A 21,517-nucleotide genomic window follows, 5' to 3' on the forward strand; every position below is an offset into this window, starting at 1 on the left:
GGTCCTCGGGTCCGAACGGACACGAGATCGGTCGACCCTACCCGGGGTTGCAAAAGTACTACTTTTGGTGGCAACCTACCCGGACCACGATGGAGTCGGCGATCAGGTGCCCGACGGATCACCCATCGGCAAACCCGCAGCACCACCGGATTCGACGGAGAACCCCTCAATGGACGACTGGACACAGACACTCGACGCGGGCCCGCTGCTCGCCATAGCCGCCGGATCGATCGCGCTGATCCTGCTGCTCGTCATCAAGTTCAAGCTTCACGCGTTCCTCACGCTGGTCATCGTGGCCGCGCTCACGGCCATCGTCACCGGCATCCCCACCGGCGCCATCGCCGATCTGCTCGTCACGAGCTTCGGCACGACCCTCGGCTCGGTCGCCCTGCTCGTCGGACTCGGCGCGATGCTCGGCCGCCTCGTCGAGTCGTCGGGCGGCGCCCGGGTGCTCGCCGACCGCATGGTCGACGTCTTCGGCGAGAAGCGGGCGCCGTTCGCGCTCGGCCTCGCGTCGCTGATCATGGGGTTCCCGATCTTCTTCGACGCGGGCCTCATCGTCATGCTGCCGATCGTGTTCGCCGTCGCCCGCCGCATGGGCGGCAAGTCGATGCTGCTCTACGGCATCAGCGCGGCCGCGGCCTTCTCGGTCATGCACGTGTTCCTGCCGCCGCACCCCGGTCCGGTCTCGGCGACGGAGCTGCTCGGCGCGAACCTCGGCATCGTGCTGCTCGCCGGTCTCGTGATCGTGTTCCCCGTCTGGTACGTCTCGGGCTACCTGTGGGCCAAGGCCGTGAACAAGCGCATCCCGCTGCCCGTGCTCTCGCTCTTCGGCAGCGAGAAGGACGACGTCCAGGCGGCCAACCCGCCCAAGGCCAGCACCGTCATCGCCGTGCTCGCCGTGCCCCTCGTGCTCATCCTGCTGAACACGGGCCTCAGCTCGCTCGGCTCCGTCGGCATCGTCGACCCCGAGGCGGGCTGGGTGCAGGCCCTCGTCCTCATCGGCACGAGCGGCATCGCGCTGCTCATCTCGGTGCTCGTCGCCGCGATCGTGCTCGGCCGCGCCCGCGGCGTCACCGGCAGCGCCCTCGAGAAGGTGCTCGACAGCGCGCTCGGCCCGATCTGCTCCGTCGTGCTGATCACCGGCGCCGGCGGCATGTTCGGCGGCGTGCTGCGCGCCTCCGGCATCGGCGACGCCCTCGCCGACGTGCTCGGCGACCTCGGTCTGCCGGTCATCGTGGCCGCATGGGTCATCGCCGCGATCCTGCGACTGGCGCAGGGCTCGGCGACCGTCGCGCTGGTCACCGCCGCCGGCCTGGTGGCGCCCGCCGTCGCCCTCGCCGACCTCAACGCCGTCCAGCTCGCCGCCGTCGTGCTCGCCACCGCGGCCGGATCGGTCTTCGCCGGTCACGTCAACGACTCGGGCTTCTGGCTCGTCGGCCGCCTGATGGGCATGGACGTCAAGACCACCCTGCGCGTCTGGACCCTGCAGCAGGCCATCGAGTCCGTGCTCGGCTTCGCCGCCGCGCTGCTCGTGTTCGCGGTCGGCTCGCTGCTCTGATCCGCGCCCGTCGGGTCGACCGGGCGCGCTCGGTCGACCCGACCCGCGCCTCCTGTCCGGCCCGCGCCTCCTGGCGGCGTCAGCCGTCACCCTCACGAAGGAGTCTCATGTCATCCTCGCTCTTCGACCTCACCGGGCGGCTCGCGCTCGTGACCGGCTCGTCCCGCGGACTCGGGCGGTCGCTCGCGATCGCCCTCGCCGAGTCGGGCGCCCGCGTGGTCGTGCACGGTCGCGACGCGTCGACCGTCACCACGACGCAGGACGCCATCGAGCAGTCGACGGGCACCCGGCCGGCGGCGGCGCTGTTCGACGTCACCGACGCGAAGGCCGTCGAGGAGGCGCTGGCCGGCCTCGTCGCGGAGCACGGGGTCCCCGACATCCTCGTCAACAACGCCGGCGTGCAGAAGCGCGCTCCGTTCACCGAGTTCTCGGTGGAGGACTGGGACGCCGTCGTCTCGACGAACCTGTCGAGCGTCTTCTACGTGTCGCGCTTCGTGGCGCCCGGCATGGTCGAGCGCGGGTCGGGCAAGATCATCAACATCGCGAGCGTCCAGTCGATGCTCGCCCGCCAGACCATCGCGCCGTACTCGGCGAGCAAGGGCGGCGTCGCGCAGCTGAGCCGCGGCATGGCGGCCGACCTCGCACGGCACAACGTGCAGGTGAACACGCTCTCGCCCGGGTACTTCGCGACCGAGATGAACACGGCGCTCTGGCAGGACGAGACGTTCGACACGTGGCTGAAGCAGCGGACCCCGGCGCAGCGCTGGGGCCGCATCGAGGAGCTGCACGGCACGCTCGTCTACCTCGCCTCGGCCGCGAGCGACTTCGTGTCGGGGCAGAACATCTTCGTCGACGGCGGCATGACGAGCGTCGTCTGACGACCGAGCCTCATCCCGCGCAGATCCGAGAGAGAACCAGCATGAAGACCATCCAGATCGACTCCGCCCACGTCCTCACCGAGCGCGAGGTGCCGACTCCCGAACCCACCGAGGGGGAGGTGCGGATCCGGGTGGACTACGTCGGCATCTGCGGCTCCGACCTGCACTACTTCTTCGAGGGGGCGAACGGGGCGTTCGTCGTCGAGGAGCCCCTGGCGCCGGGCCACGAGCTCTCGGGCCGGGTCGACGTCGACCCGAGCGGGCGTCTCGCGGCGGGCACGCCGGTGACCGTGCACCCCGCGCGCTTCGGCGCCGACGAGCCCGGTCTCGAGAACGCCCCGCACCTGCGGCGCGGGGGGTCGTATCTCGGCAGCGCGTCGACGCACCCGCACACGCAGGGGGCGCTGAGCGAGTACCTGGTCGTCGACGCCGGCATGATCCGCGTGCTGCCCGAGGGTCTGCCGCTCGAGCGGGCGGCGTTGGCCGAGCCGCTGGCCGTCGGTCTGCACGCTCTGACCCGCGTCGGCGATGTGACGGGCGCGCGGGTGCTCGTCTCGGGTGCGGGCCCGATCGGCCTGCTGGCGGCGGCCGCGGCGCGGGCGCGCGGCGCGGCGAGCGTGACGGTGGTCGACCTGCTGCCGGGGCCGCTGAGCCGTGCGCTGGCGATCGGCGCCGACGAGGCGCTGCGGCTCGGGGTCGACGAGGTGCCGGCCGAGTCGTTCGACGTGGTGCTCGAGTGCTCTGGTGCGGCGAAGGCGGTCAGTGCGGCGTTCGTCGCCGCGCGCCGCCAGGGCACGGTGGCGCAGGTCGGCATGATGCCGAACGAGGAGCGCCCGGTGAACCTCGCGCCCGCCATCTCGAAGGAGCTGTCGGTGCTCGGTGTGTTCCGCTTCGTCGACGAGATCGACGAGGCCGTGCGGATCCTGGCGTCGACGCCGTCGCTCGAGGCGGTCGTGACGCACGTGATCGGCACCGATGCCGCCGAGCACGCGTTCGAGGTCGCGAAGGACTCCGCGGTGAGCGGCAAGGTGCTGCTGGCCGCCTGGCCCACCGCCTGAGCCCGGCGGCGCTTCGCGCGCGCTGCCCTGCGCTGCCCCGCCCTGCGTGCCGCCGCCACCACGCCGCGCCTCCTCATCCCGCCACGAGCTCGACACCCCGCCACCGGATCGTGTGGCGGGTCGTCGACTCCGTGGCGGGATGATCCTGCGCCCGGCCGGGTGGGCGCACCGCGCCGCCCTCGTCAGCGGAGCGGGTATCCGACTCCGGACATGACGCGCGTCAGCAGCAGACGCGCCGTCAGCCCGCCGCCGGGTGTCTCGACCAGCTCGACCGACCCGTGATCGTGCTCGACGAGCTCGCGGGCGATGGCGAGCCCGAGACCGGAGCCGCCGGGCGTCGTGCTCCAGAAGCGGTCGAAGGCTCGGGAGCGGTCGTCGGGCGACATGCCCGGACCACGGTCGACCACTTCGACGAGCACGCCGCTCGGCACCGACGACCCGCGCAGCGTCACCGCCGCCCCGGCCGGAGTCACCCTAAGCGCGTTGTCGATGAGGTTGTCGAGCGCCTGCTCGAGGTGACCCCGGGTCGCGAGAGCGCCGAGCGCTCGCGACCCTGTCGTCGCGATCGTCGCGGATGCGCCGACCGCTGACGGCCGCCCTGGGCCGGACCCGGAGGACGTCGCCGCCTCGCCCGCGGATCGTGCGCCAGCAGATCGTGCGCCGACGGACCCCGCCGATCCGCCAGCCCCCGCGCCGGCAGCAGACCGAGTTCCGGCAGAACCCGCGTCAGGTGGCCGCCTCACGCCGACAGCGGTCGGCACCGGACCGGCGGGCACGAGCTCGACCACGATCCGAGCCTCGACGTCCTCAGCGGCCGGCGACCAGAACCGGGCCCGGTCCGTGAGCACCGCACCGACGTCGATCGGCACAGGCGTCGCCGACGACGCCTGACTCCGCGCGAGCACGAGCAGGTCGGAGACCAGTCGACTGAGCCGCCCCGACTCGCGGAGGGCCCGGTCGACCGCCGCCTTGTCGTCGGGGTCGTCGAGGCGGTCGTGCAGGTTCTCGAGACCGAGGCGCAGGGCGGTGAGCGGCGTCCGCAGCTGGTGCGAGGCATCTGCCGTGAAGGCTCGCTGCGCGGCGAGCAGCACCTCGATGCGCCGCGTGCCGTCGTTCAGGGTGCCGGCGAGTCTCCGCATCTCGGGCGGGCCCATCGCGTCGAGGTCCGCTCGGGCTGCGAGGTCTCCTCGGGAGATGCGGTCGGCCATGGCGTCGAGCAGCCGGAGCGGTCGCAGCAGCGAGGTCGCGACGACCGCGCTGGCGATGACCGACAGCACGAGCACGATCGATCCGGCTGCGAGCCGGAACAGCCAGATGCCCTGCACCTGCGCATCAACCGGGGCGGACGGCACCGTCACCCGGACGGCGCCGTCCACCCGCCCGTCGTCGGTCGTCGCCGGGACGGTCACCTGCAGTCCGCGTTCCCCGAGCACGGAGTCGTCGAGCGACCGCACCCGCTCCTGGCCCGCCAGGGCGGCGTCGAAGTCGTCGTCCGCCGCACTGACGACGGGGCGACCGAGGGCGGGGCGGCGGTCGACGCCGATCAGCTCGACGCGTCCGTCGGTCTGCTCCTCGACCTCGTCCCGCAGCTGGATCAGCGCCAGCCGCGAGCCGCGGGCGGTCGCCTCGTCGGCCTCGGTCGCCGTCGTGAGGAGCACGGCGATGGTGCGTGCCTCGCGCAGGGCGACCTCGCGCTGACCGCCGCGGAGCAGATCGCCGAGCTGGATGCCGACGGGCACGGTGAAGGCGACGAGAGCCAGACCGACGATCACCAGGTACGAGGCGATGAGCCTACGACGCATCGCCGTGCTCCACTCGGAAGCCCACCCCGCGGACCGTCGTGATGACGATCTCGGGGCCGAGCTTCTGCCGGAGCGCCGAGACGTGCACGTCGAGGGTGCGGGTCGATCCGAACCAGTGGGTGTCCCACACCTCGTCGATCAGCGCCTCGCGGGTGACGACCGACCCGACGCGACGGGTCAGCGCGACGAGCAGATCGAACTCCTTGGGAGCGAGTGCGACCTCGTCGTCGTGGCGCACGACCCGACGGGCCGGGACGTCGACCGACACGGCGCCGATCCGAAGGGGAGGAGGAGCGGGCTCGGTCGTCTCGCCCGTCCCGTCGATGCCGTGACGTCGGGTCACGGCACGGATCCGGGCGACGATCTCGCGCACGCCGAACGGTTTGGCGACGTAGTCGTCGGCACCGACCTCGAGCCCCGCGACCGTGTCGACCTCGTCGCCCCGGGCCGTGACGACGATGATCGGCACGGTCGACCGGGTGCGGAGCCGTCGGCACACGTCGAGGCCGTCCATGTCGGGCAGCCCGAGGTCGAGCAGGACGATGTCGGGGGGTTCGGCGGCGAGCGCCTCGCGTCCCGTCGTCACCCAGTCCACCTCGTAGCCGAAGCGGGCGAGGCCCTCTCGGAGGGAGGCGGCGATGGCCGGATCGTCTTCCACGAGCAGAACGAGCACAGGAGACGATCTCACTCTCGGCTGGACGGAGGGCGGACGGAGCGGTCGCCGCCCCGGTCGGCGGTCACCGTCGACTAGCCCTCGACGGGCTCCTTCGACGAGTGGTGCTCGACGATCTGCCACTCGCCGTCGCTCTGCTCGTAGACGAAGGTGAACCGGGCGGGCACGACGTCGCCGCTCGCCCCCATGGTGAACGTGTAGAGCCCGGAGTGCGAGACGGCCCCGTCGCCCAGGTCGCGGACGACGCTCTCGGTGATCTCACCCGAGGGCTCGTTCTGCAGGAATCCCTCGAAGTAGCCGAGGCGCTCCTCTTCGGTGTCGTGGATGCCGGGCGACACAGTCGGCAGGAGCACGGCGTCGTCCGCGTAGTGGTCGTTGACCTTCTCCGGGTCGCCGGTCGCGAGCGACGCGTTCCACTCGTCGAACAGGGCCATGACCTCGGCGTCGGTGGGAGCCGCCGCCGATGACGGGGCCTCGGGCGCGGTGTCGGGCGAGGCGGCGGTCGCGGCGGTGTAGCCGGTCACGCCGAGCACGGCGACGGCGGAGACGGCGATGGCGGGGATGGCGATGCGGCGGCGGCGAGTCATGTGCGGCTTCTTTCGCTGGGGGCCGGTGTTGCCGGCCGGTGGATGCGGTGAACTCAGCTTCTCGAGACGCCCGTCAGCGCCCGGTCAAGAGAACGTCAGCACCGCGACAGGATCGTGTCGTCGGGGTCGATCGAGGCGATCCCGCCCGAGTCGCTGCGCTAGCGTCGGCGGATGACCGGCATCACGTATCCGACACCGCTGCGGGCCGGAGCGCGCGTCGAGGTGCCCGCTCCGTCCATGGGAGTCCCGGCCGAGCTGCACGACCGGCTGCGCGCCTCCGTCGCCTCGTTGACCGGGCGAGGGTTCGACGTGCGCGTCCGTGAACACGCGACCCGCGGCGGGCTCGTCCCGGCCGACGCCGCCGAGCGGGCGCGCGATCTCGCCGACGCGTTCCGCACCGGCGACGCCGTGCTGCCGCCCTGGGGCGGCGAGCTGGCGATCGAGCTGCTCGACGCGCTCGACTGGCAGGCCCTGGCCGAGACGCGGGCCTGGTTCGTCGGGTGGTCCGACATCTCGACCCTGCTGCTGCCGCTGACGACGATGACGGGGCTGGCCACCCTGCACGGCGCGAACCTCATGGACGAGCCCTGGCAGCTGCCCCGCGAGTTCCGTCGGTGGAGCGACGTCGCGAGTCTGGCGATCGGCGGCTCGTTCGAGCAGCGGAGCGCCCCGAACCGTCGCGACCGCCCGTGGGGCGAGTGGGCCGACGAACCCCTCGACCGCGAGCGGGCCTACGAGGCGCCGACCCGGTGGCGCGCCCTCGACGGCGCACCCGACGTCGCGATGCGCGGTCGCCTCATCGGCGGGTGTCTCGAGACGGTCTCGCTGCTGGCCGGGACCCCCTACGGCGATGTTCCCGGTTTCGCCCGGCGGCATGCGCCCGAGGGCACGATCGTCTATCTCGAGGCGGCCGAGTCGGACGCGATCTCCGTCGCGCGGATGCTCCGCTCGCTGCGGCTGGCGGGCTGGTTCGACGCGGCGAACGGCGTGCTGATCGGGCGGACCGGCGGCCCCTCGGCGGGCGGCCTCGAACAACACGACGCCGTCGAGCGCGCGCTGGGCGACCTGGGCCTGCCCGTCGTGCTCGACTTCGACGCCGGGCACCAGCCGCCGCAGCTGCCGCTCGTGAACGGCGCCCTGGCCGAGGTCACGCTGACCGGCGACGCCGGCACCATCACGCAGCACCTCGTCGCCTGAGTCACCGCCCCGACGCCAGAAGTTGGACCCGACGCCACGTTCAAGCCCGGCGTCGTGTCCATCTCCTGGCGCACTGGCCGAGCCGCCGTCGGGCGACCGACCATCTAGAGTCGCCCCGTGAGCGTCGATCCGTTCGAGAACGATGAACTCGGCCGTGCCGAGCGCGAGGTCGCACGCCTGCCCCACCGGGTGCCGCTGTCGGCGCGGAGACCGGCGACGCCGATCGGACGCGTCCTGACCGTCGCGGCGCCGCTCTGCGCGATCGCGACCGTGGTCGCCGAGATGGCCTTCACGTTCGCCGCGACGGCGTTCGTCAGCGTCTGGATCGTCCTGCTGCTCGGCGTCGCGAGCACCGTCGTCGTCAGCCTCGCCGCGGGCGAGTACGGCGGCCGTTCGGGACGGATCGTCGGCGTCATCAGCGGGCTCGTCATCCTGCCACCGGGCGGCATCGTCGTGGGATGGATGGTGCTGGAGGCGCCCCGCCTGCTGTTCTCCTAGCCGACCGCACCCGCACCTCCACCCGCCGCGAGCGCCGCCGCCTCGACGCGGTCGTGGTGCGCCCGCCACCCCGTGTCGTCGCGGTCGGGCACGTTGAGGTCGCCCGGGCCGTTGCCGAGGCGCCCGTCGATCAGCTCGCCGACCAGGTCGGCGTGCCCGGCGTGACGGGCCGTCTCGACGCAGAGGTGGACGAGGATCTGATGCAGCGTGACCTCCTGCCGCCCGGCCCCCCACCACGGCACGAAGCCCGGGGCGTCGAGGTCGAGCGCGGCGACGGTCGCGTCCGCGTGGGCGGCGGAGTAGCGGGCGAACTCGACCACCGCCTCCCTCGTCTCGTCGGCCGTGGCCCACAGATCGGCTTCGGGCTCGCTCGTGTCGGACAGCCAGGGGACGTCGCGGTCGGCGGGGCGGCCCATCACCTCGCCGAGGTAGCCGAGCTGCACGCTGGCGACGTGCTTGACGAGCCCGAGCAGGTTCGTGCCGCTCGGCACGAGAGGCCGGCGGATGTCGTACTCGCCGAGGCCGTCGAGCTTCGCGAGCAGGTCGGCGCGCTGTCGCGAGAGGTAGCGCTGGAGGGTCTCTTTCTCATCCATGAGCCCAGAGTGGCGCGGTCGCGGCCTGTGCGCCAGAGGCTGCGCCCACGCCGCCACCGACTCGACATCCCGCCACCGGATCGCGTGGCGGGATGTCGAGTCCGTGGCGGGCTGGCACGGCCCCGGCCGCTACCGCGCCACGAGATGGACACGACGCCAGGTTTGAACCTGGCGTCGTGTCCACTTCCTGGCGTCGGGGCGCACATCGCGTGCCAGGATCGACGGGACGCCGCAGTCGGCGGCGTCGCCGACGTGAGGATGCGGGCATGAGCGTGACGGACGAGCTGGTGCACGTGGTCCTGGTCGAGTGGGCCGACGGGGCTCCGGCCGATGTGGCCGATCAGGCGACCCGCTTGTCGCGCGAGCACCTCACCCGCATCGACGGCGTGCTGTCCGTGTCGAGCGGCGAAAGCCTGAGCGGCGAGCAGCTCGAGGCCGGGTTCGACTGGATGCTCGTCGTGCGGTTCCGCGATCGGGCCGCGCTCGACGGCTACCTGCCGCACCCGTCGCATCAGCCGGTGTCGGAGTATCTGCGTGACGCGTCGGCGCGCGTCGTCGTGTTCGACATCGCCGCCTAGGCCCCGCATCCCTCCGCAGTCGCCGATGCGCCGATGCGCCTGCGCGACGACGCGACCACGCGACCATGCGCCGATGCGGCGGGCTCAGCCGTTCGGCGCCACCAGCACCTTCGCGTGCCGGGTCTTCCCGCCGTCGAACTCCGCCAGCAGCCCCGGCAGCTCGTCCAACCCGACCGTCCCCGTGATCAGCGGCTCGGCCTGCACCGACCCGTCCGCGAGCGACCGCATCGCCCCGACGAAGTCCGAGTGCGTGTACGCGAGGCTGCCGACGACGGTGAGTTCGCGGCTCTGCCAGTCGCCGTACGAGACCTCCGAGGTGGTCATCGGGTAGCCGAGCAGGGCGAGGGTGCCTCCGCGGCGGACCAGCTCGGCGCTCGGCTGGAGGAGCGGCGCGGCCCCCGTGCACTCGTACAGCACGTCGGCGCCGAGGCCGTCGGTGAGCTCGAGCACGCGCGACTCGAACGCGGCGCCCGGCTCGTGGACGTCGGTGAAGCCGAGCTCGCGGGCGGTCTCGCGCCGCGCCTCCATCGGCTCGACGATCACCACGTGGCCGGCACCGGCGTGACGGGCGTGCTGGGCGGTGAGCAGTCCGATCGGCCCGGCCCCCTGCACGACGACGACGTCGCCGAGGCGCTGACCGGCGCGGCGGACGGCGTGGAACGTGACCGCGGTCGGTTCGACGAGCCCGAGCTGCTCATCGGTGAGGCCGTCGAGGGCGCGCTGGACGCGGCGCTCGTCGACGGTGACGTGCTCGGCGAAGGCGCCGTGCGAGGGGGCGCCGTCCGAGATGCCGTTGGCCTCGGCGAAGGCGGTGTCGCAGTGGTCGGGATGCCCCGCGCGGCACATGGCGCACGAGCCGCAGGGCGGTCCGACGCTGGCGACGACGCGGTCCCCCACGGCGACGGTCGTGACACCCGTGCCCGCGGCGATGACGGTGCCGGTCCACTCGTGGCCGAACACGGCGGCCGGGATCAGCCCGCCCGACGCCCACCCGTGCGTGTCGGTCGCGCACACGCCCGTGTACCGGATGCGCACGACGACCTGCTGCGCCCCCGGAGCCTCGAGCTCGGCGTCGGCGAACGCGACCGATCGCTCGGCGTCGACGGTGGCGAAGCGGGTGCGGGCCGGCAGCTCAGTCATCCCCCCACGCTAGCCCTAGGCGACACCTGTCGCTCTGCAGCCCGGGAGGCGCGGGTCGGCCCGACCGGTGAGGTCCGCCCCCGGCCGCGCCGCGTCGGGTAGCGTCGCCCTCTTCGCGAGAGCGGAGTCCCCCTCGGAGTCCGATGAAGCGCTACGACGTCTTCGTGTACCGCGACCGCACCTTCTGGATGCTCGACGTCCCCGAGCTCGGCATCCTCGGTGCGGCGGCCAGCAGGTCCACGGCCCCTCGCGAGGCCCGTGATCTCATCTCCCTCTGGTTCGACCACCCCGACGCGCACACGCCGCCGCCGCGGATCCGCTGGTCTCCCCCGCGCCACCACGGCTGAGCCCGAGAAGTCACGACATCCCGCACACCGACGGCCCGGGAGGTCAGTGACGCGGCGCCGCCCGCAGAGCCGCATTCAGCTGAGCAGCCACGTACGTCGCAGAGGTCTGCACCTTCCAATAGAGCCCGCTCTGTGACGACATCTCGAGCTGTCCGTAGAGCATGACCGAGCGCTCGGGGTTGTTCGAGTAGCGACGATCGGGTCCGCCCTTGACGTTGACGTACTGCCACGTCCGGTCGACCTTCTGGGCGTCGCGGGGCGCCGCTCCGGCCGCTTCGATGAAGCGTGTGGTCGTGGCGCCGCTGAAGAGATCGCCGTACGCGACGTCGGCATAGTGCCGGCCGTCTTTGACGAGTATCCGGTCGGGGAGGAAGTGCAGGCTCGTACTGCCCGCCGTGATGGTCGGCACGGTGATGTTGGTCGCGAGATGGCGCGGAGCGTCGAAGCTCACGGCCGCCACGATCCGATTGATCAGGTTCGCGGCGCCGGCGTTGGTCTTGTGTTGTCGGGTGGTCACGACCTGCCCCGACTCGAGCACGCGCCAGATCCTCTGCGAGCCAGCGGCGATCTTCGTCGTATCGATCAGCGACTCGAACCAGCGTTCGTCCGCGCCGTCGACGTCGTAGAAGACGACGACGCGGCTCGTGACCTGGTCACGCAGCAGGAGGAATACGAGTGCCGCCACCGCTGCACCCGAGAGCGCCCATCCCCACGGCGCGAGCACCAGCCCTGCCACGAACAGAAACGGGGCGATGAGCCAGAGGATCGACCGGTGACCGGCGGCGTCGTTGAGCTGCTCGACGATGTCACCCCGCCCCGTCGGGACGAGCTCGTGGACGGCCGCCCCGGTGACGTCCTTCATGTCGACACCCTCCGGCGTCGCCGACTGCCGAGGAGGCGCGGGTCGCCTCGACCGCTCCGCCCGGGAACGGGTGGCCCGGTACGTCAGTCCCCCACCGTTCATCGTCACGTAGTTGGCGCGTGGCGCTGCGCGTGTGCCATAACCCGGCAGACCAGTGCTGACGTCGACCGCGGTCTCGCGGGCAGCGAAGCGGAACGGCCCCGTTCTGATGCTCTCGCGAACGTAGATCCCCACGCGCTCAGACAGCCAGAGTCTCGTGGAAAGTCTGCTCGGTCAGAATGCCGGGCGCCTTGCTGCTTGATGGTGAGGTCAGTGACACCCATCGAGCCTAGGAGCGATCCTCACCTCTTCCAGCCCCAGTTCGGGCACCTTCGTTCGCGGGCCGGCCGAGAAGCCCCAGGTCGCGTGCCCCAGGAGGCGGTGGCCGCGACTCCCCCACGGGTGCCGTCCTCCGCGGGCCGCCTCACCGGCCTGACAGGATGGGCGAGGCGCCGCATCCACCGCCGCCCGCTCCGGGGGGAACGCATGTCAGACCTGACACGAGAAGAACTCGTCGCACTGCGCGACGCTGAGAAGCTGCGCCTGAAGATCTTCGAGAACCACGGCAACGTCATGGACACGGTCGTCGTGACCGGCGACGACTACGTCGGCTACCGCGTCTGGGCGACCGACGAGCGAGCCGCGGTCTGGGGTGGGACGAGCCTCTACGCGTTCGAGTCCGCCGCCCTGAAGAACGCGCTCATGAGAGCGCGAGCGGGTCGCGAGCTCGTCTTCTATCGGCTCAGCCGAGAAGTCGACCGACGAGCTGAGGCGTTCGCCGAGCGAGGCGGTGCGCTCGAGGCGGGCCTTCGCGGGACCCTGCTCCGCCCGAACGCCGAATGGGTCGAGAACGACGGCGGCCCGGCGTTCTACGACGTGTTCACCTCCCCCGCCACCGACGAGCACGGCTTCCTCACCGACCACGTCGGCGTCCTCCTGTCCTCGCGTGTCGGGGGCTGGACGGCCACGACACCCCGTGACGTCGATTACGGCAGCTTCCCCACGCGAGACGAGGCCCTCACCGCCCTGCTCGACGCTGCCCAGGGCTAGATCGACCCGCAGCGAGACCTCGCGCCTCGGGCGTCGGGATCGCCGACAGGGGCGCGCAGTAGATGAGGGCGTCCCAGTCGTTCTCGAGGGTGCACTCGATGGGGACGTCTCGGCCGTCGACGGTGAGGGCCTCGTCTTGGAAGCCGCCGCCGGTATGTCCGCCCGGGTCACGGAAGGTGAAGACGTGTGATCCGTCGGCCGAGGTGCATTGCCAGGGCCGCTGATTGCGCCACCCGTCGATCCGCACGCATTCGCCGAGAGGGTGCACCTCGAGGCTCTCGTCGAGGTACTCCCACGATCCCGGGCGGCCGTCGTCGGTCTCGAAGACGCTGTGTGGGGTCGATTCGGCGATCTCGCGGGGGAAGTCGGGATCGTTCCAGATCAGCATCGCCGCGAAGACAAGGCCCATGCCCCCGACGAACACGAGCAGGATGATCCCCGTCACCTTGAGGTCGCGCTTCTGCCGAGCCGTGAGCGGCTCGATCGGCTTCGGTGGCCGTCTGGGCTTCGACACGTTCCTCCTCCATCACGGTGACGGCGCACCGGACATGTTCGGGTGCGCCTCAGCCGGGGACGACTGCGGTGCGTGCGGCTAGAGATCGACAGGCTGGCGATCCATGGTGGCGACCCCCGACGAGATGCCGATGATGATCGCGATGGCTCCGCCGCAGACTGACAGCCCGAGGAAGAGCCAGAGCGGCGCGGCGCTGCCTCCGATGCGACGCTGCAACACGATGCTGCGACCGATCAGGTAGATGAGCAGGCTGACGATCGACCAGGCCCAGTGGAAAGGCCGCTCGACGCCCCGAGCCTGCAGCGTGCGACGGTCAAGCCACGAAAGGACGACCAGGCCGATTCCGATGGCGAAGCTCACACTGAGCACGAGCACGTACTCCCCCTGCCCGACGCCCGTGCTTCCCGGGGTGAGCAGCTCGACTGACCGTCGGAGTGCGACCACCACGAGTACGCACGTCACGATCGGTGAGAGCGCGATCGCGGCCACGTACGGGGTCGCGCTGATCTGCTGGCCTGTCACGGGCGGCTTCGGCTCGACGGGCTCTGCGGCCTGCTCGGCCGTCTGCCCAGCCGAGGAGGCGCCGGTCACGCCTCCACGAAGTCGATCGTCTCGCTGCGGATCGGTCACGGTGTCCCCCTCGTGGTCGTCACCGACACAGGACGCTTCCCGTGTCGATGGCCCTGACATCGGCGTCTCGGGCTCGTACCCCAGCCTAGAACCACCACCGTGACCGTCCGTCGGGCGCAGGAGACCGCGTCGCGGACCCGAGGCGCGGCGCAGGCGGGAGGCGCGGTGTCAGCCCCAGAGGCGCGTCGCGATCGACCCGATCAGGTCGTCGGTCGGCACGTTCGTCTGATCGACGGTCACGACGATGTCGTCGCGGACGAAGTACGTCTGGGTGCGGTCGACCGGGTACTGGGGGTCGGGGGTCACGAGCTGGCAGAGGCGTCCGCCGTCGGTCGTGGTGCAGTCGTAGCCCTCGGCGGCGAAGCCCTCCAGCAGGGGGCCGGTGATCGACGGGTCCAGGCGCGCCATGTCGACGCCGATGCCCGAGACGTCCGATCGCGGGTCGCGCCAGTAGCACGACAGCTCGTTCGCCGCTCGGATGGTCTCGATCGCGCTCGCCCCGTCGCCCGCGTCCGACGGCGTCTTCGCTCCGGAGGCGGTGCCCGAGTAGCCGAACTCGACCGGGTTCAGCGGGATGTCGCCGAAGTTCTTCGTGTAGGCGGCCTCGTCGACGATCTGCGTGCAGTCGGTCGGGATCGTGACCGGGGTCGCGGCGGCCGGCGACTCGGTCGTCGCCGTGTCCGACGGACTCGGCGACGAGGAGGTGGAGGCCGCGTCGGTCGTGCTCGAGACGGGTTCGGCCGGCGTGGTCTGGCCCGCGCAGCCGGCGAGCAGGACGAGGGCGAGGCCGGTGGCCCCGATCGTGCCGATGCGTCGTGTGATCATGTCGTTCTCCCGTACTCGTGTGCTGACCCCCGTGGCCCGGCCCATCCACGCTAGCCAGCCGTTACGCGACCGGTGTCGTCCTGGAGGATGACTCCGCGCCTCCTGAGATCACGATCCCGTCACGGCGATCGATCGATGTCGTCCGGGAGGATGACACCGGTTCTCTGGCGACGGAGATCCGGCTCACGAGCGGTCGGAGGCCGGGCGACGGCGTTACGGTCGGATCATGAGAAGTCCTTGGGGAATCACGGCAGCAGCCGCCGTGTCCGTGTCCGTGATGGCCGTGCTGGCGGGGTGCACGACGCCCGATTCAGCGGCGCCGTCTACGACGCCCACCTCGTCGCCCTCCGCCTCAGCCTCTGCCTCGACTTCGCCGGCTCCTGCGCCGTCGACGACCGCCGCGGCTCCCGAACAGGGCGCGGATGCTCTGGACTCGGTCGACACGATCGTGGTGTCCGCCACGCAGCTGTCGCTCCGCGAGGCCGACTCCGAGGTCGCGACGATCGCCCTGGTCGGCACGCCGCTCGACGACGCCGTGTCGACCCTGACGGAGGTGCTGGGCGAGCCCCGCTCGAGCGACCTCGAGGCGGCGAGCTGCGTTCGAGCACAGACGGCCTGGGCCTGGGGCGACACGACCCGGATCGGCACGCCCGATATCCACACCGACGACGGGACGCTCAGCTTCGGGACGAACGAGACCGCGGTGGCGACGTCTGACGGGCGCTCGGTCCGCATCGAGACTCTGACCGGCGAGGCCGTCGGGGACTCCGTCGCTCCGCTGGACGAAGCCTTCGACGCCACCGTGAAGGACGACTTCGCGACGGCGCCCGACCGGGAGCTGCTGTCCATCGTCTACGACCTCGTCAGGAACCCCGAGGTCAGGGAGGGCGACTACCGACCGTACGGCGCCTCGGTCTTCAGCGAGAAGGGTGTCATCGCATCGATCATCGGTCCGAACGAGATCAAGAGCGACTGCTGAGCCCCCGGCAGCGATGCCGCCGTTCCTCCCTGATCGCCCTGTCAAGGACGGAAGCGCGGCTCCGTCGTGTACAGCCCATAGGTCGCGTCCGTGAGCGACATCGTCGGAACCACCAGCGACGTGACGCCGGACGTGCAGCCGAACGGTGAACACGAGATACGAGGCGCACTGCCTCAACCGCGCTCTTGAAAAACTGACCACAGATTCAAACTGTCGAAAGAAAGACAAACTGTTGTGTCCGTTAGCAACTCAGCAGAGATGGAAGGGCATATCGTCTCAGCGTCCTGAGAGATAAGTTGTCACAAACACGTGAGTGCCGCCGAAGGCGGCGTACTCGAGCGGCTTCGGCTTACCTCCTACTCCGGGTCGAGACAGGGACAACCACCGTCGCGCTTGCGCACTTCCGGGGGCACCATCTGCACCTCATCGTAGTGGGTGGCCCCTGAGTGCTCTCGCCCCCTATGAACGGCGTTCGCTGCGGCTTTTGAAACGACGACGATGCTTGCCTCGCACATCGCATCTCCGAAGCGGCATACCCGTGTCCCTCGGCGCCGATAATCTGCAGACTCAATCGGAGCTGCTCCATACTAAGGCTGAATTGACCGCTCCCAGACCACATCGTAATTCACGCCGAACCTCGAAACAACCGCAGCCACCGCACTCCCCGGCCTTTGCTCACCGACAATCACGTGCACCTGCGGAACAACGAACCCTCCCGAGCCAACGAAGACGTGCCTGTCATGCAGATCGTAATGGTCGGCCGACGTGATGAAACGCGCTTCAACGCCAGGTATGAGGTTTAACCGAAGCATCTCAGCCCGAGAGATCACGCGATCCCCTACGGCGGGAGCACCAAGCAAGCGCACTTGGCACCCAACAGTTGTTACCACTGCTTGCAAGAATTTTCGAAGGGGCTGAATATCCCTATACATATAGCGGTCGCACCACGTGATCGTTTGAGCACCTGCGACCATCTCTACAAATTTCTGCACGCTTCCAGAAAGAACACTCGGCCATCTTGGGTCCATACCCGGCGGCTGCAAAGATGCTTCCAACCGCTTGAAGAGCAAGGTGGGCCCCTCACTTGTGAAAAGACCGCTCGCGGCGCTCCGAGCACCTACTGAATCGAACTGCTCATCGATCCGCTGCCGTCGGAGCACTTCAGTTGCGGCCTCGCGAACGTCTTGTAAGTAGGACCGATCTTGCTCACAGCGATCCGCGACCGTAGTAGGCGAGAAACCATCGGCACTGAATGCTTGGTTCGCGAAGAGCGATGAATCGCCGAACCATTCTTGTACTTCCGGCGCTACATCTGCACTCCGGCTGATACCGAGCTTTGGCGGATCGATGGGTGAAACCCGAGAGAGGAGCGGACTTCCGGCGCCCGGCCTCTCGACCTGAGTTGAGCATCGCGCGGTAAACATTGCCCCTATGTCCTGCGCATTGTCACCATCAATGAAACGACGGCTCAACCAGTTTTGTAAGCGCGCTCCGCCTGGCCGGGATACCGCCGTGTCGTAGGCATCGAAGAGCACTTGTGCTCCACCTGGCCCTTTTACCGCTTCCTCAATCTGGCTCGCCAGGGCTTCGCGTTCGGCCTTATGAGTCATATCAGTGAAGGCATTGCCGTCAACATATATGGCACTCGAGCCGATATATTCCGCGAGCTCACGAATCAGGTAAGTCTTTCCTACCCGTGGCGGAAGTCGAAGTAGGAAACGCTGGCCTCCCACAAGCTTATAGGCGACCTCCTCGATCCAAGCACTGGTCGACCTGGTCATCAGTTTGTTCTATCGAGTGCCGAAATAGCAGCTGAAATCCGGGCACTATAATCCGAGAAACACAATCCATAGGCAATCGCATGAGCCAGCGCGTCCGGCTCTTCCCGGAGGATTTCGCGACCACCCTCGGACTCATCTACATCCCTGGAAAAGTAGAGATGTAGTAATGCGGATTCATCCGGGAACCACTCCGTGAATGATTTCAGTACATCAGCGGCTTCCTGCCGCGGTCCACTATACGCCCGCGTTTCGATCGCACGGTTCAGAATCTCAGTTGTGAGATGGAACGGAAGCGATTCCGCCGTTCGAGCTTTAGCCGCTATGGAACACGCTTTTCGAGTGAGCAGGGGATGGCCCCCGAAATGCGCAAATAGGGAATCTATGGTTTTGTGGTCGCGGATGCGCACACCCATACGCCGCCCGAGAGAGCGAACCATCGCCGCCATCTCCTCACGAGGCATCGGTGCGAGCCATAGGAGACGTACTAGCTTGTATAGCAAGTTGTCTCGACCGTCGAAAAGTGGTCGCTCGAATAGCGCCGGATCGACGCCGGCGCATAGCAGGACTAATGATTCTTGCTCCTGCAGAAGGCTACGTAGCTGCACCAGCGCGGTGTACAACGCACGCGCTTCGTCAGGCTCCAAGTTCGATCTTAATGGGAACGCTTGATCGATCTCATCCACGACCAAAGCGGCAGGGAAATCAACTTCGGCGAGTATTTCGCGAATATCCTGCACCCAGAAAGGTGCTGAATCTAGAACTTCCATTCTCCGAGTTCCTGACCGCGTTAGCGTCCGCAGACGCGGGGAGAATTGCGCAGGCGAGGACAGGTCTCGAACTGCGGACCAGAGTTTCTCCAGCACCGCCGAGCGGAACTGCTCGGCGGTAACAATCTCACTTACGTCAATGTGGATAGTTACGTGCCCGCCTTCGTTGTTGCGGAGCGTGGTAACGGCGTTCAGAAGAGAAGTTTTTCCCGCCTTACGCAAACCGAAAACTCCGACAGAGACGGCCCTCTTCAAATCCGCAGCAATTGACTCCACCTCCGCCGTGCGTCCATAGAATCCGCTGGGGTCCCGGATGGCCGTTGTCACATCGTAATGATCAACAGTCGCAATTGCTTCGGCTATCAGCTCATGCAGTTTTGGCGGATTATCGCCGACAAAAGCATTAGGTTCAACCGCGATGATTGCCATCTCACCGGCCCGTCGTCGAGCCTTGTCTCTTGCACCTGCGTCGTTGCTAACGAGTATTGCAAGGTCCGATTCTACTCGAATGTCCCTCCGAACGCGCTCATGTATGACTGCAAGCGTCCGAGGCTCTACACGTTCGTAATCGGTGAAGAGCACCTTGATCTCTCGCTGCAGATCAAAGATGTTTTGCTGATGCTGTGGCAATGTTATATTCAGCCACCAGCGGGAGGGGTTGCTGTCCGGTTCGACCCGCCAGACCCCAACCTCACTTGCTACGAGGTAGTCAAGAAACTGGCTTGCAGCGACGCTGGACCGACGAAAACGCAGCTTATGGTCGTCAAGCGCCGCCTGATTGTTGGTCTTTCCTCTTCGCCTTTGTGGATCCGTCACTTCGATAGCATAAGCCCTTCGCGTAGCCTGCGGGAGAACCAATCTGGCTATCTCGGCCCAAGTCTCCTACGGCCCTGGACTACTCACTGCAGATCACGGTCAGCTTCGAGAGCGCCGTTTCGCTGAGGTACATATCGACGCTGGCGAGGAGTTCGAGCTGGTTGTGCTTGACGAGCTTCTTACTGAGACCAGGTTGAGCCATCACGATGTCGAGGCGAGGACGGAGCGCCTCGGACCTTTCATAGAGTCGCTGAAGGTCCTCGATGGTTCCGAGCACGAACCCCGTGCGGTTCGACGAAGCGCGCGTTCGTTCTAGGCGGATCAGCCGCTGCATCATCCGCTCAGTAATTCTCCGCCAGCCAGCGGATCGCTGCGCTTGGCCAGAGAGCTCATAGAGGTCAATGAGCCTAGCACCGGGCTGATCCTCACTCGAAAACTTACAATGCGTCAGCTGAATGACGAGTACCCCATCGACTTCGCGAAGGGCAACGATGTCCGCGACCTCACCGGATCCATCATCATCAAGCACCACGTCCCAGGTGCCCTGCAGAACAACCTCCATTGCTCGCCCTTGGACGGTGTTCGGATCGCTATCTTGGCCCCACGACTCCTTCCGGATGTTGACGCCGCCCCAATCGAGTGGCGTGAGTCCATCTGCCGCGAACGGCGGCACTTCCCGATCGGGCTGGAGGAGGAGGCCGGGAGGCTCGATGACTGCGTCCTTGTCGAGCAACACGCGGATGCCGAATCGGTTCGCAAGTTCTGAGAGCTGCTGGGTCTTCCGCGTTCGAACGATCCCGACCTCCCGGGCAGGATCTGCTGGGTGGACGGTCAGTCCGGATGCCGTGAGGCGCATCACGTCCTGCACACTCCACAGCGGCGATTGAACCGTAAACGACAAATCGGACAGATTCGTGCGCTCACCCACGACGAGTGATACGTCCGCGAACTGAACAGAGACATCGTCAACGGTCACGTCGGCTGGCTCGAGCACATCGCCGAGCGCCGCGCTGAGTTCCAGGTCGAGAACGATCCGATCCGCAGGCCACGCGTCCACCGTCACAGGGCGGATGAATCCGCTCATGATCTCATCAACACTGATGGTGGTGTCGATGATCTTCGGCCCCACAACGTCGCACCACTCCGTCCATTGCTTCAGCCCGTTCGCGGTCCGGTGGCTCCACACCCGACCTTTCAACGATCCCGCGATGGAGTACTGCGCGCCGTTCAAGAACCCGGTTCCTGCGATGTGCGTCTGCGTCTTGGTCTGAGCCTCCGCCGCTGGGAAGGCTTCCGTGACATCACTCCCGTGATGACTCGTGTAGCGGCGACTGCGGTTCCGGGTGTCAAGGAGTCCGACGTTGTTTGGCGTCAGGCGCTGCACTTCGTGGAAGACGCGGAAGACATCCTCGCCGCTGAGTGGGGCGATGCCTTGTTGGCGAGTGACGGCGGCAGCCAGTTTCTCGTGAACGGAGCTGTTGTCGGAGCTGTGGATGTACAGCAGCCCGTGCTTCTCGTCCCAGTACACGACGAAGAGGTTGTACTCGATCGCGTTAACGTTGTCGACCATGCCCCAGCGCGGTTCGCTCCGTGAGGCCGTGACGTACCAGAGAATATGATCGCGCTCAATAATCGGGATCGGGTAGGTGACCAACCGGTCGGGCGGCACGAATTCGCTCGCACCCTGAGGGTGCCAGGTGAGGGTAGTCGGTTTGTAGACGACCGTGCTCAGCGCCGGAGTAATCGAGTGGATTGAGATCCCGTCGGGCAAGCTACCGAAAGCCTTTGTGAATTCGTCGATCTCTTGCTGTTCCCCAACCGCTCGAGCGGTGAGGTCCTCGATGATGAGGTTCCAGTCGGCGTCTTCCGCGTACAGGCGACGGAGCGCGTCGTTGTGCCGTACTTCGCTTCGTGCGGCCACGACGGTCGCGGACCCCATCGTTGCGCCACCGCTCCGCGCGAAGCGGCAAACGAACTGGAGCGTGATGCCGAGGCTACGGTGTTGGTCGTGCATTGCTGCGATTTTCAGCTGAGGGAGGTCGAACCCCTCGCCGAACATGTCGACGCAGACGAGGATCCTCGACTTCCGGGATGCGAGATTCGTCAGCGCCGACTCCGTGTCGGCCTTCTTCGTTCCACTGTGCACTAGCACGGGGCCGAGGTCGGCTGCTTCGGCCTCGTAGATCGCGAGTATCGCCTGTGCGCGGATGACCGTGTTCGCACGCGCCATAACGAGATGATCGAGGCCGGCGGCGAGGTCTGCGCGAAGCGCAGCGATCGCACGCTTGGCGACCGCAACGTCGGGGTTCACAAGCTCGAGGACGGATGCGAACCGGATCTTC

Annotated in this window: 22 protein-coding genes; 9 read left to right on the top strand and 13 right to left on the bottom strand. The window is 68.1% G+C overall.

Going from position 1 to position 21,517, the window contains the following annotated elements; translation table 11 throughout:
• Positions 1 to 169: 169 nt before the first annotated feature.
• From ASF89_RS00550 to ASF89_RS00560, 3 genes are all read left to right on the top strand, one after another.
• Positions 170 to 1,561 (top strand): GntP family permease, encoded by a 1,392-nt coding sequence (locus ASF89_RS00550; protein WP_055811102.1) that lies wholly within the window; start codon positions 170 to 172, stop codon positions 1,559 to 1,561.
• Between the two features lie 107 nt (positions 1,562 to 1,668).
• A complete protein-coding gene (locus tag ASF89_RS00555; RefSeq protein ID WP_055798913.1) occupies positions 1,669 to 2,439 on the top strand; it encodes an SDR family oxidoreductase in 771 nt (256 codons plus the stop codon).
• A gap of 41 nt (positions 2,440 to 2,480) precedes the next feature.
• Positions 2,481 to 3,497 (top strand): zinc-binding dehydrogenase, encoded by a 1,017-nt coding sequence (locus ASF89_RS00560; protein WP_055811105.1) that lies wholly within the window; start codon positions 2,481 to 2,483, stop codon positions 3,495 to 3,497.
• Between the two features lie 182 nt (positions 3,498 to 3,679).
• On the opposite strand, the gene ASF89_RS00565 is transcribed toward ASF89_RS00560, so the two are convergent.
• The 3 genes from ASF89_RS00565 to ASF89_RS00575 all read right to left on the bottom strand — a co-directional run bounded on the left by ASF89_RS00565 (position 3,680) and on the right by ASF89_RS00575 (position 6,559).
• Positions 3,680 to 5,299 carry a HAMP domain-containing sensor histidine kinase gene (locus tag ASF89_RS00565; protein ID WP_055811107.1) on the bottom strand — a complete coding sequence of 540 codons (1,620 nt, stop codon included), beginning with the start codon at positions 5,297 to 5,299 and terminating at the stop codon, positions 3,680 to 3,682.
• Positions 5,289 to 5,972, bottom strand: coding sequence for a response regulator transcription factor (locus tag ASF89_RS00570; protein ID WP_055798922.1), 684 nt, complete (start codon positions 5,970 to 5,972; stop codon positions 5,289 to 5,291). Before ASF89_RS00570 ends, ASF89_RS00565 begins: the two co-directional genes overlap by 11 nt.
• A 74-nt stretch (positions 5,973 to 6,046) precedes the next feature.
• Positions 6,047 to 6,559, bottom strand: a complete 513-nt coding sequence (locus ASF89_RS00575; RefSeq protein WP_082489671.1) for an SgcJ/EcaC family oxidoreductase — start codon at positions 6,557 to 6,559, stop codon at positions 6,047 to 6,049.
• 171 nt (positions 6,560 to 6,730) lie between these two features.
• On the opposite strand from ASF89_RS00575, the gene ASF89_RS00580 reads away from it, so the two are divergent.
• On the top strand, positions 6,731 to 7,756 hold the full coding sequence (locus ASF89_RS00580; RefSeq protein WP_055811110.1) for a S66 peptidase family protein: 1,026 nt from the start codon (positions 6,731 to 6,733) through the stop codon (positions 7,754 to 7,756).
• Positions 7,757 to 7,873: 117 nt separating this feature from the next.
• Entirely contained in the window at positions 7,874 to 8,254 is a 381-nt protein-coding gene (locus ASF89_RS00585) for a hypothetical protein (protein WP_055811113.1), read from the top strand.
• Here ASF89_RS00585 and ASF89_RS00590 read toward each other — a convergent pair.
• Positions 8,251 to 8,847, bottom strand: coding sequence for a DinB family protein (locus ASF89_RS00590; RefSeq protein WP_055811116.1), 597 nt, complete (start codon positions 8,845 to 8,847; stop codon positions 8,251 to 8,253). The genes ASF89_RS00585 and ASF89_RS00590 overlap by 4 nt on opposite strands.
• 266 nt (positions 8,848 to 9,113) lie before the next feature.
• Between ASF89_RS00590 and ASF89_RS15810 the strand changes: the two genes are divergently transcribed.
• On the top strand, positions 9,114 to 9,425 hold the full coding sequence (locus tag ASF89_RS15810; protein WP_055811118.1) for a Dabb family protein: 312 nt from the start codon (positions 9,114 to 9,116) through the stop codon (positions 9,423 to 9,425).
• Positions 9,426 to 9,509: 84 nt separating this feature from the next.
• Here ASF89_RS15810 and ASF89_RS00600 read toward each other — a convergent pair whose 3' ends face one another.
• Positions 9,510 to 10,565 carry a zinc-binding dehydrogenase gene (locus ASF89_RS00600; protein ID WP_055811121.1) on the bottom strand — a complete coding sequence of 352 codons (1,056 nt, stop codon included), beginning with the start codon at positions 10,563 to 10,565 and terminating at the stop codon, positions 9,510 to 9,512.
• A 143-nt stretch (positions 10,566 to 10,708) separates the two neighbouring features.
• Between ASF89_RS00600 and ASF89_RS00605 the strand changes: the two genes are divergently transcribed.
• Positions 10,709 to 10,912, top strand: coding sequence for a hypothetical protein (locus ASF89_RS00605; RefSeq protein ID WP_055798938.1), 204 nt, complete (start codon positions 10,709 to 10,711; stop codon positions 10,910 to 10,912).
• A gap of 43 nt (positions 10,913 to 10,955) precedes the next feature.
• Here ASF89_RS00605 and ASF89_RS00610 read toward each other — a convergent pair whose 3' ends face one another.
• The gene (locus ASF89_RS00610; RefSeq protein WP_055811124.1) at positions 10,956 to 11,774 is read right to left on the bottom strand and encodes a hypothetical protein; all 819 of its coding nucleotides are present in this window, start codon (positions 11,772 to 11,774) and stop codon (positions 10,956 to 10,958) included.
• Between the two features lie 525 nt (positions 11,775 to 12,299).
• Between ASF89_RS00610 and ASF89_RS00615 the strand changes: the two genes are divergently transcribed.
• Positions 12,300 to 12,863 (top strand): hypothetical protein, encoded by a 564-nt coding sequence (locus ASF89_RS00615; protein ID WP_055811127.1) that lies wholly within the window; start codon positions 12,300 to 12,302, stop codon positions 12,861 to 12,863.
• Here ASF89_RS00615 and ASF89_RS00620 read toward each other — a convergent pair.
• From ASF89_RS00620 to ASF89_RS00635, 4 genes are all read right to left on the bottom strand, one after another.
• Positions 12,832 to 13,377, bottom strand: a complete 546-nt coding sequence (locus ASF89_RS00620) for a hypothetical protein (protein ID WP_055811130.1) — start codon at positions 13,375 to 13,377, stop codon at positions 12,832 to 12,834. The two genes, ASF89_RS00615 and ASF89_RS00620, sit on opposite strands and share 32 nt — an antisense overlap.
• Positions 13,378 to 13,455: 78 nt before the next feature.
• Positions 13,456 to 14,007 carry a hypothetical protein gene (locus ASF89_RS00625; RefSeq protein ID WP_156463263.1) on the bottom strand — a complete coding sequence of 184 codons (552 nt, stop codon included), beginning with the start codon at positions 14,005 to 14,007 and terminating at the stop codon, positions 13,456 to 13,458.
• A gap of 168 nt (positions 14,008 to 14,175) precedes the next feature.
• On the bottom strand, positions 14,176 to 14,832 hold the full coding sequence (locus ASF89_RS00630; protein ID WP_055811136.1) for a hypothetical protein: 657 nt from the start codon (positions 14,830 to 14,832) through the stop codon (positions 14,176 to 14,178).
• Positions 14,833 to 15,045: 213 nt separating this feature from the next.
• A complete protein-coding gene (locus tag ASF89_RS00635; RefSeq protein ID WP_156463264.1) occupies positions 15,046 to 15,294 on the bottom strand; it encodes a hypothetical protein in 249 nt (82 codons plus the stop codon).
• On the opposite strand from ASF89_RS00635, the gene ASF89_RS00640 reads away from it, so the two are divergent.
• Entirely contained in the window at positions 15,284 to 15,811 is a 528-nt protein-coding gene (locus ASF89_RS00640; protein WP_055811143.1) for a hypothetical protein, read from the top strand. The two genes, ASF89_RS00635 and ASF89_RS00640, sit on opposite strands and share 11 nt — an antisense overlap.
• A gap of 587 nt (positions 15,812 to 16,398) precedes the next feature.
• Here ASF89_RS00640 and ASF89_RS15520 read toward each other — a convergent pair.
• From ASF89_RS15520 to ASF89_RS00645, 3 genes are all read right to left on the bottom strand, one after another.
• Positions 16,399 to 17,592: a hypothetical protein gene (locus tag ASF89_RS15520; RefSeq protein WP_156463265.1), complete on the bottom strand. Its 1,194-nt coding sequence runs from the start codon at positions 17,590 to 17,592 to the stop codon at positions 16,399 to 16,401.
• Positions 17,592 to 19,175 carry an ATP-binding protein gene (locus ASF89_RS15525; protein ID WP_156463266.1) on the bottom strand — a complete coding sequence of 528 codons (1,584 nt, stop codon included), beginning with the start codon at positions 19,173 to 19,175 and terminating at the stop codon, positions 17,592 to 17,594. Before ASF89_RS15525 ends, ASF89_RS15520 begins: the two co-directional genes overlap by 1 nt.
• 79 nt (positions 19,176 to 19,254) lie before the next feature.
• Positions 19,255 to 21,486 (bottom strand): DEAD/DEAH box helicase, encoded by a 2,232-nt coding sequence (locus ASF89_RS00645; RefSeq protein ID WP_055811146.1) that lies wholly within the window; start codon positions 21,484 to 21,486, stop codon positions 19,255 to 19,257.
• Positions 21,487 to 21,517: the final 31 nt, after the last annotated feature.

This window comes from Frigoribacterium sp. Leaf172 (genome assembly GCF_001424285.1).
Lineage (GTDB): Bacteria > Actinomycetota > Actinomycetes > Actinomycetales > Microbacteriaceae > Frigoribacterium.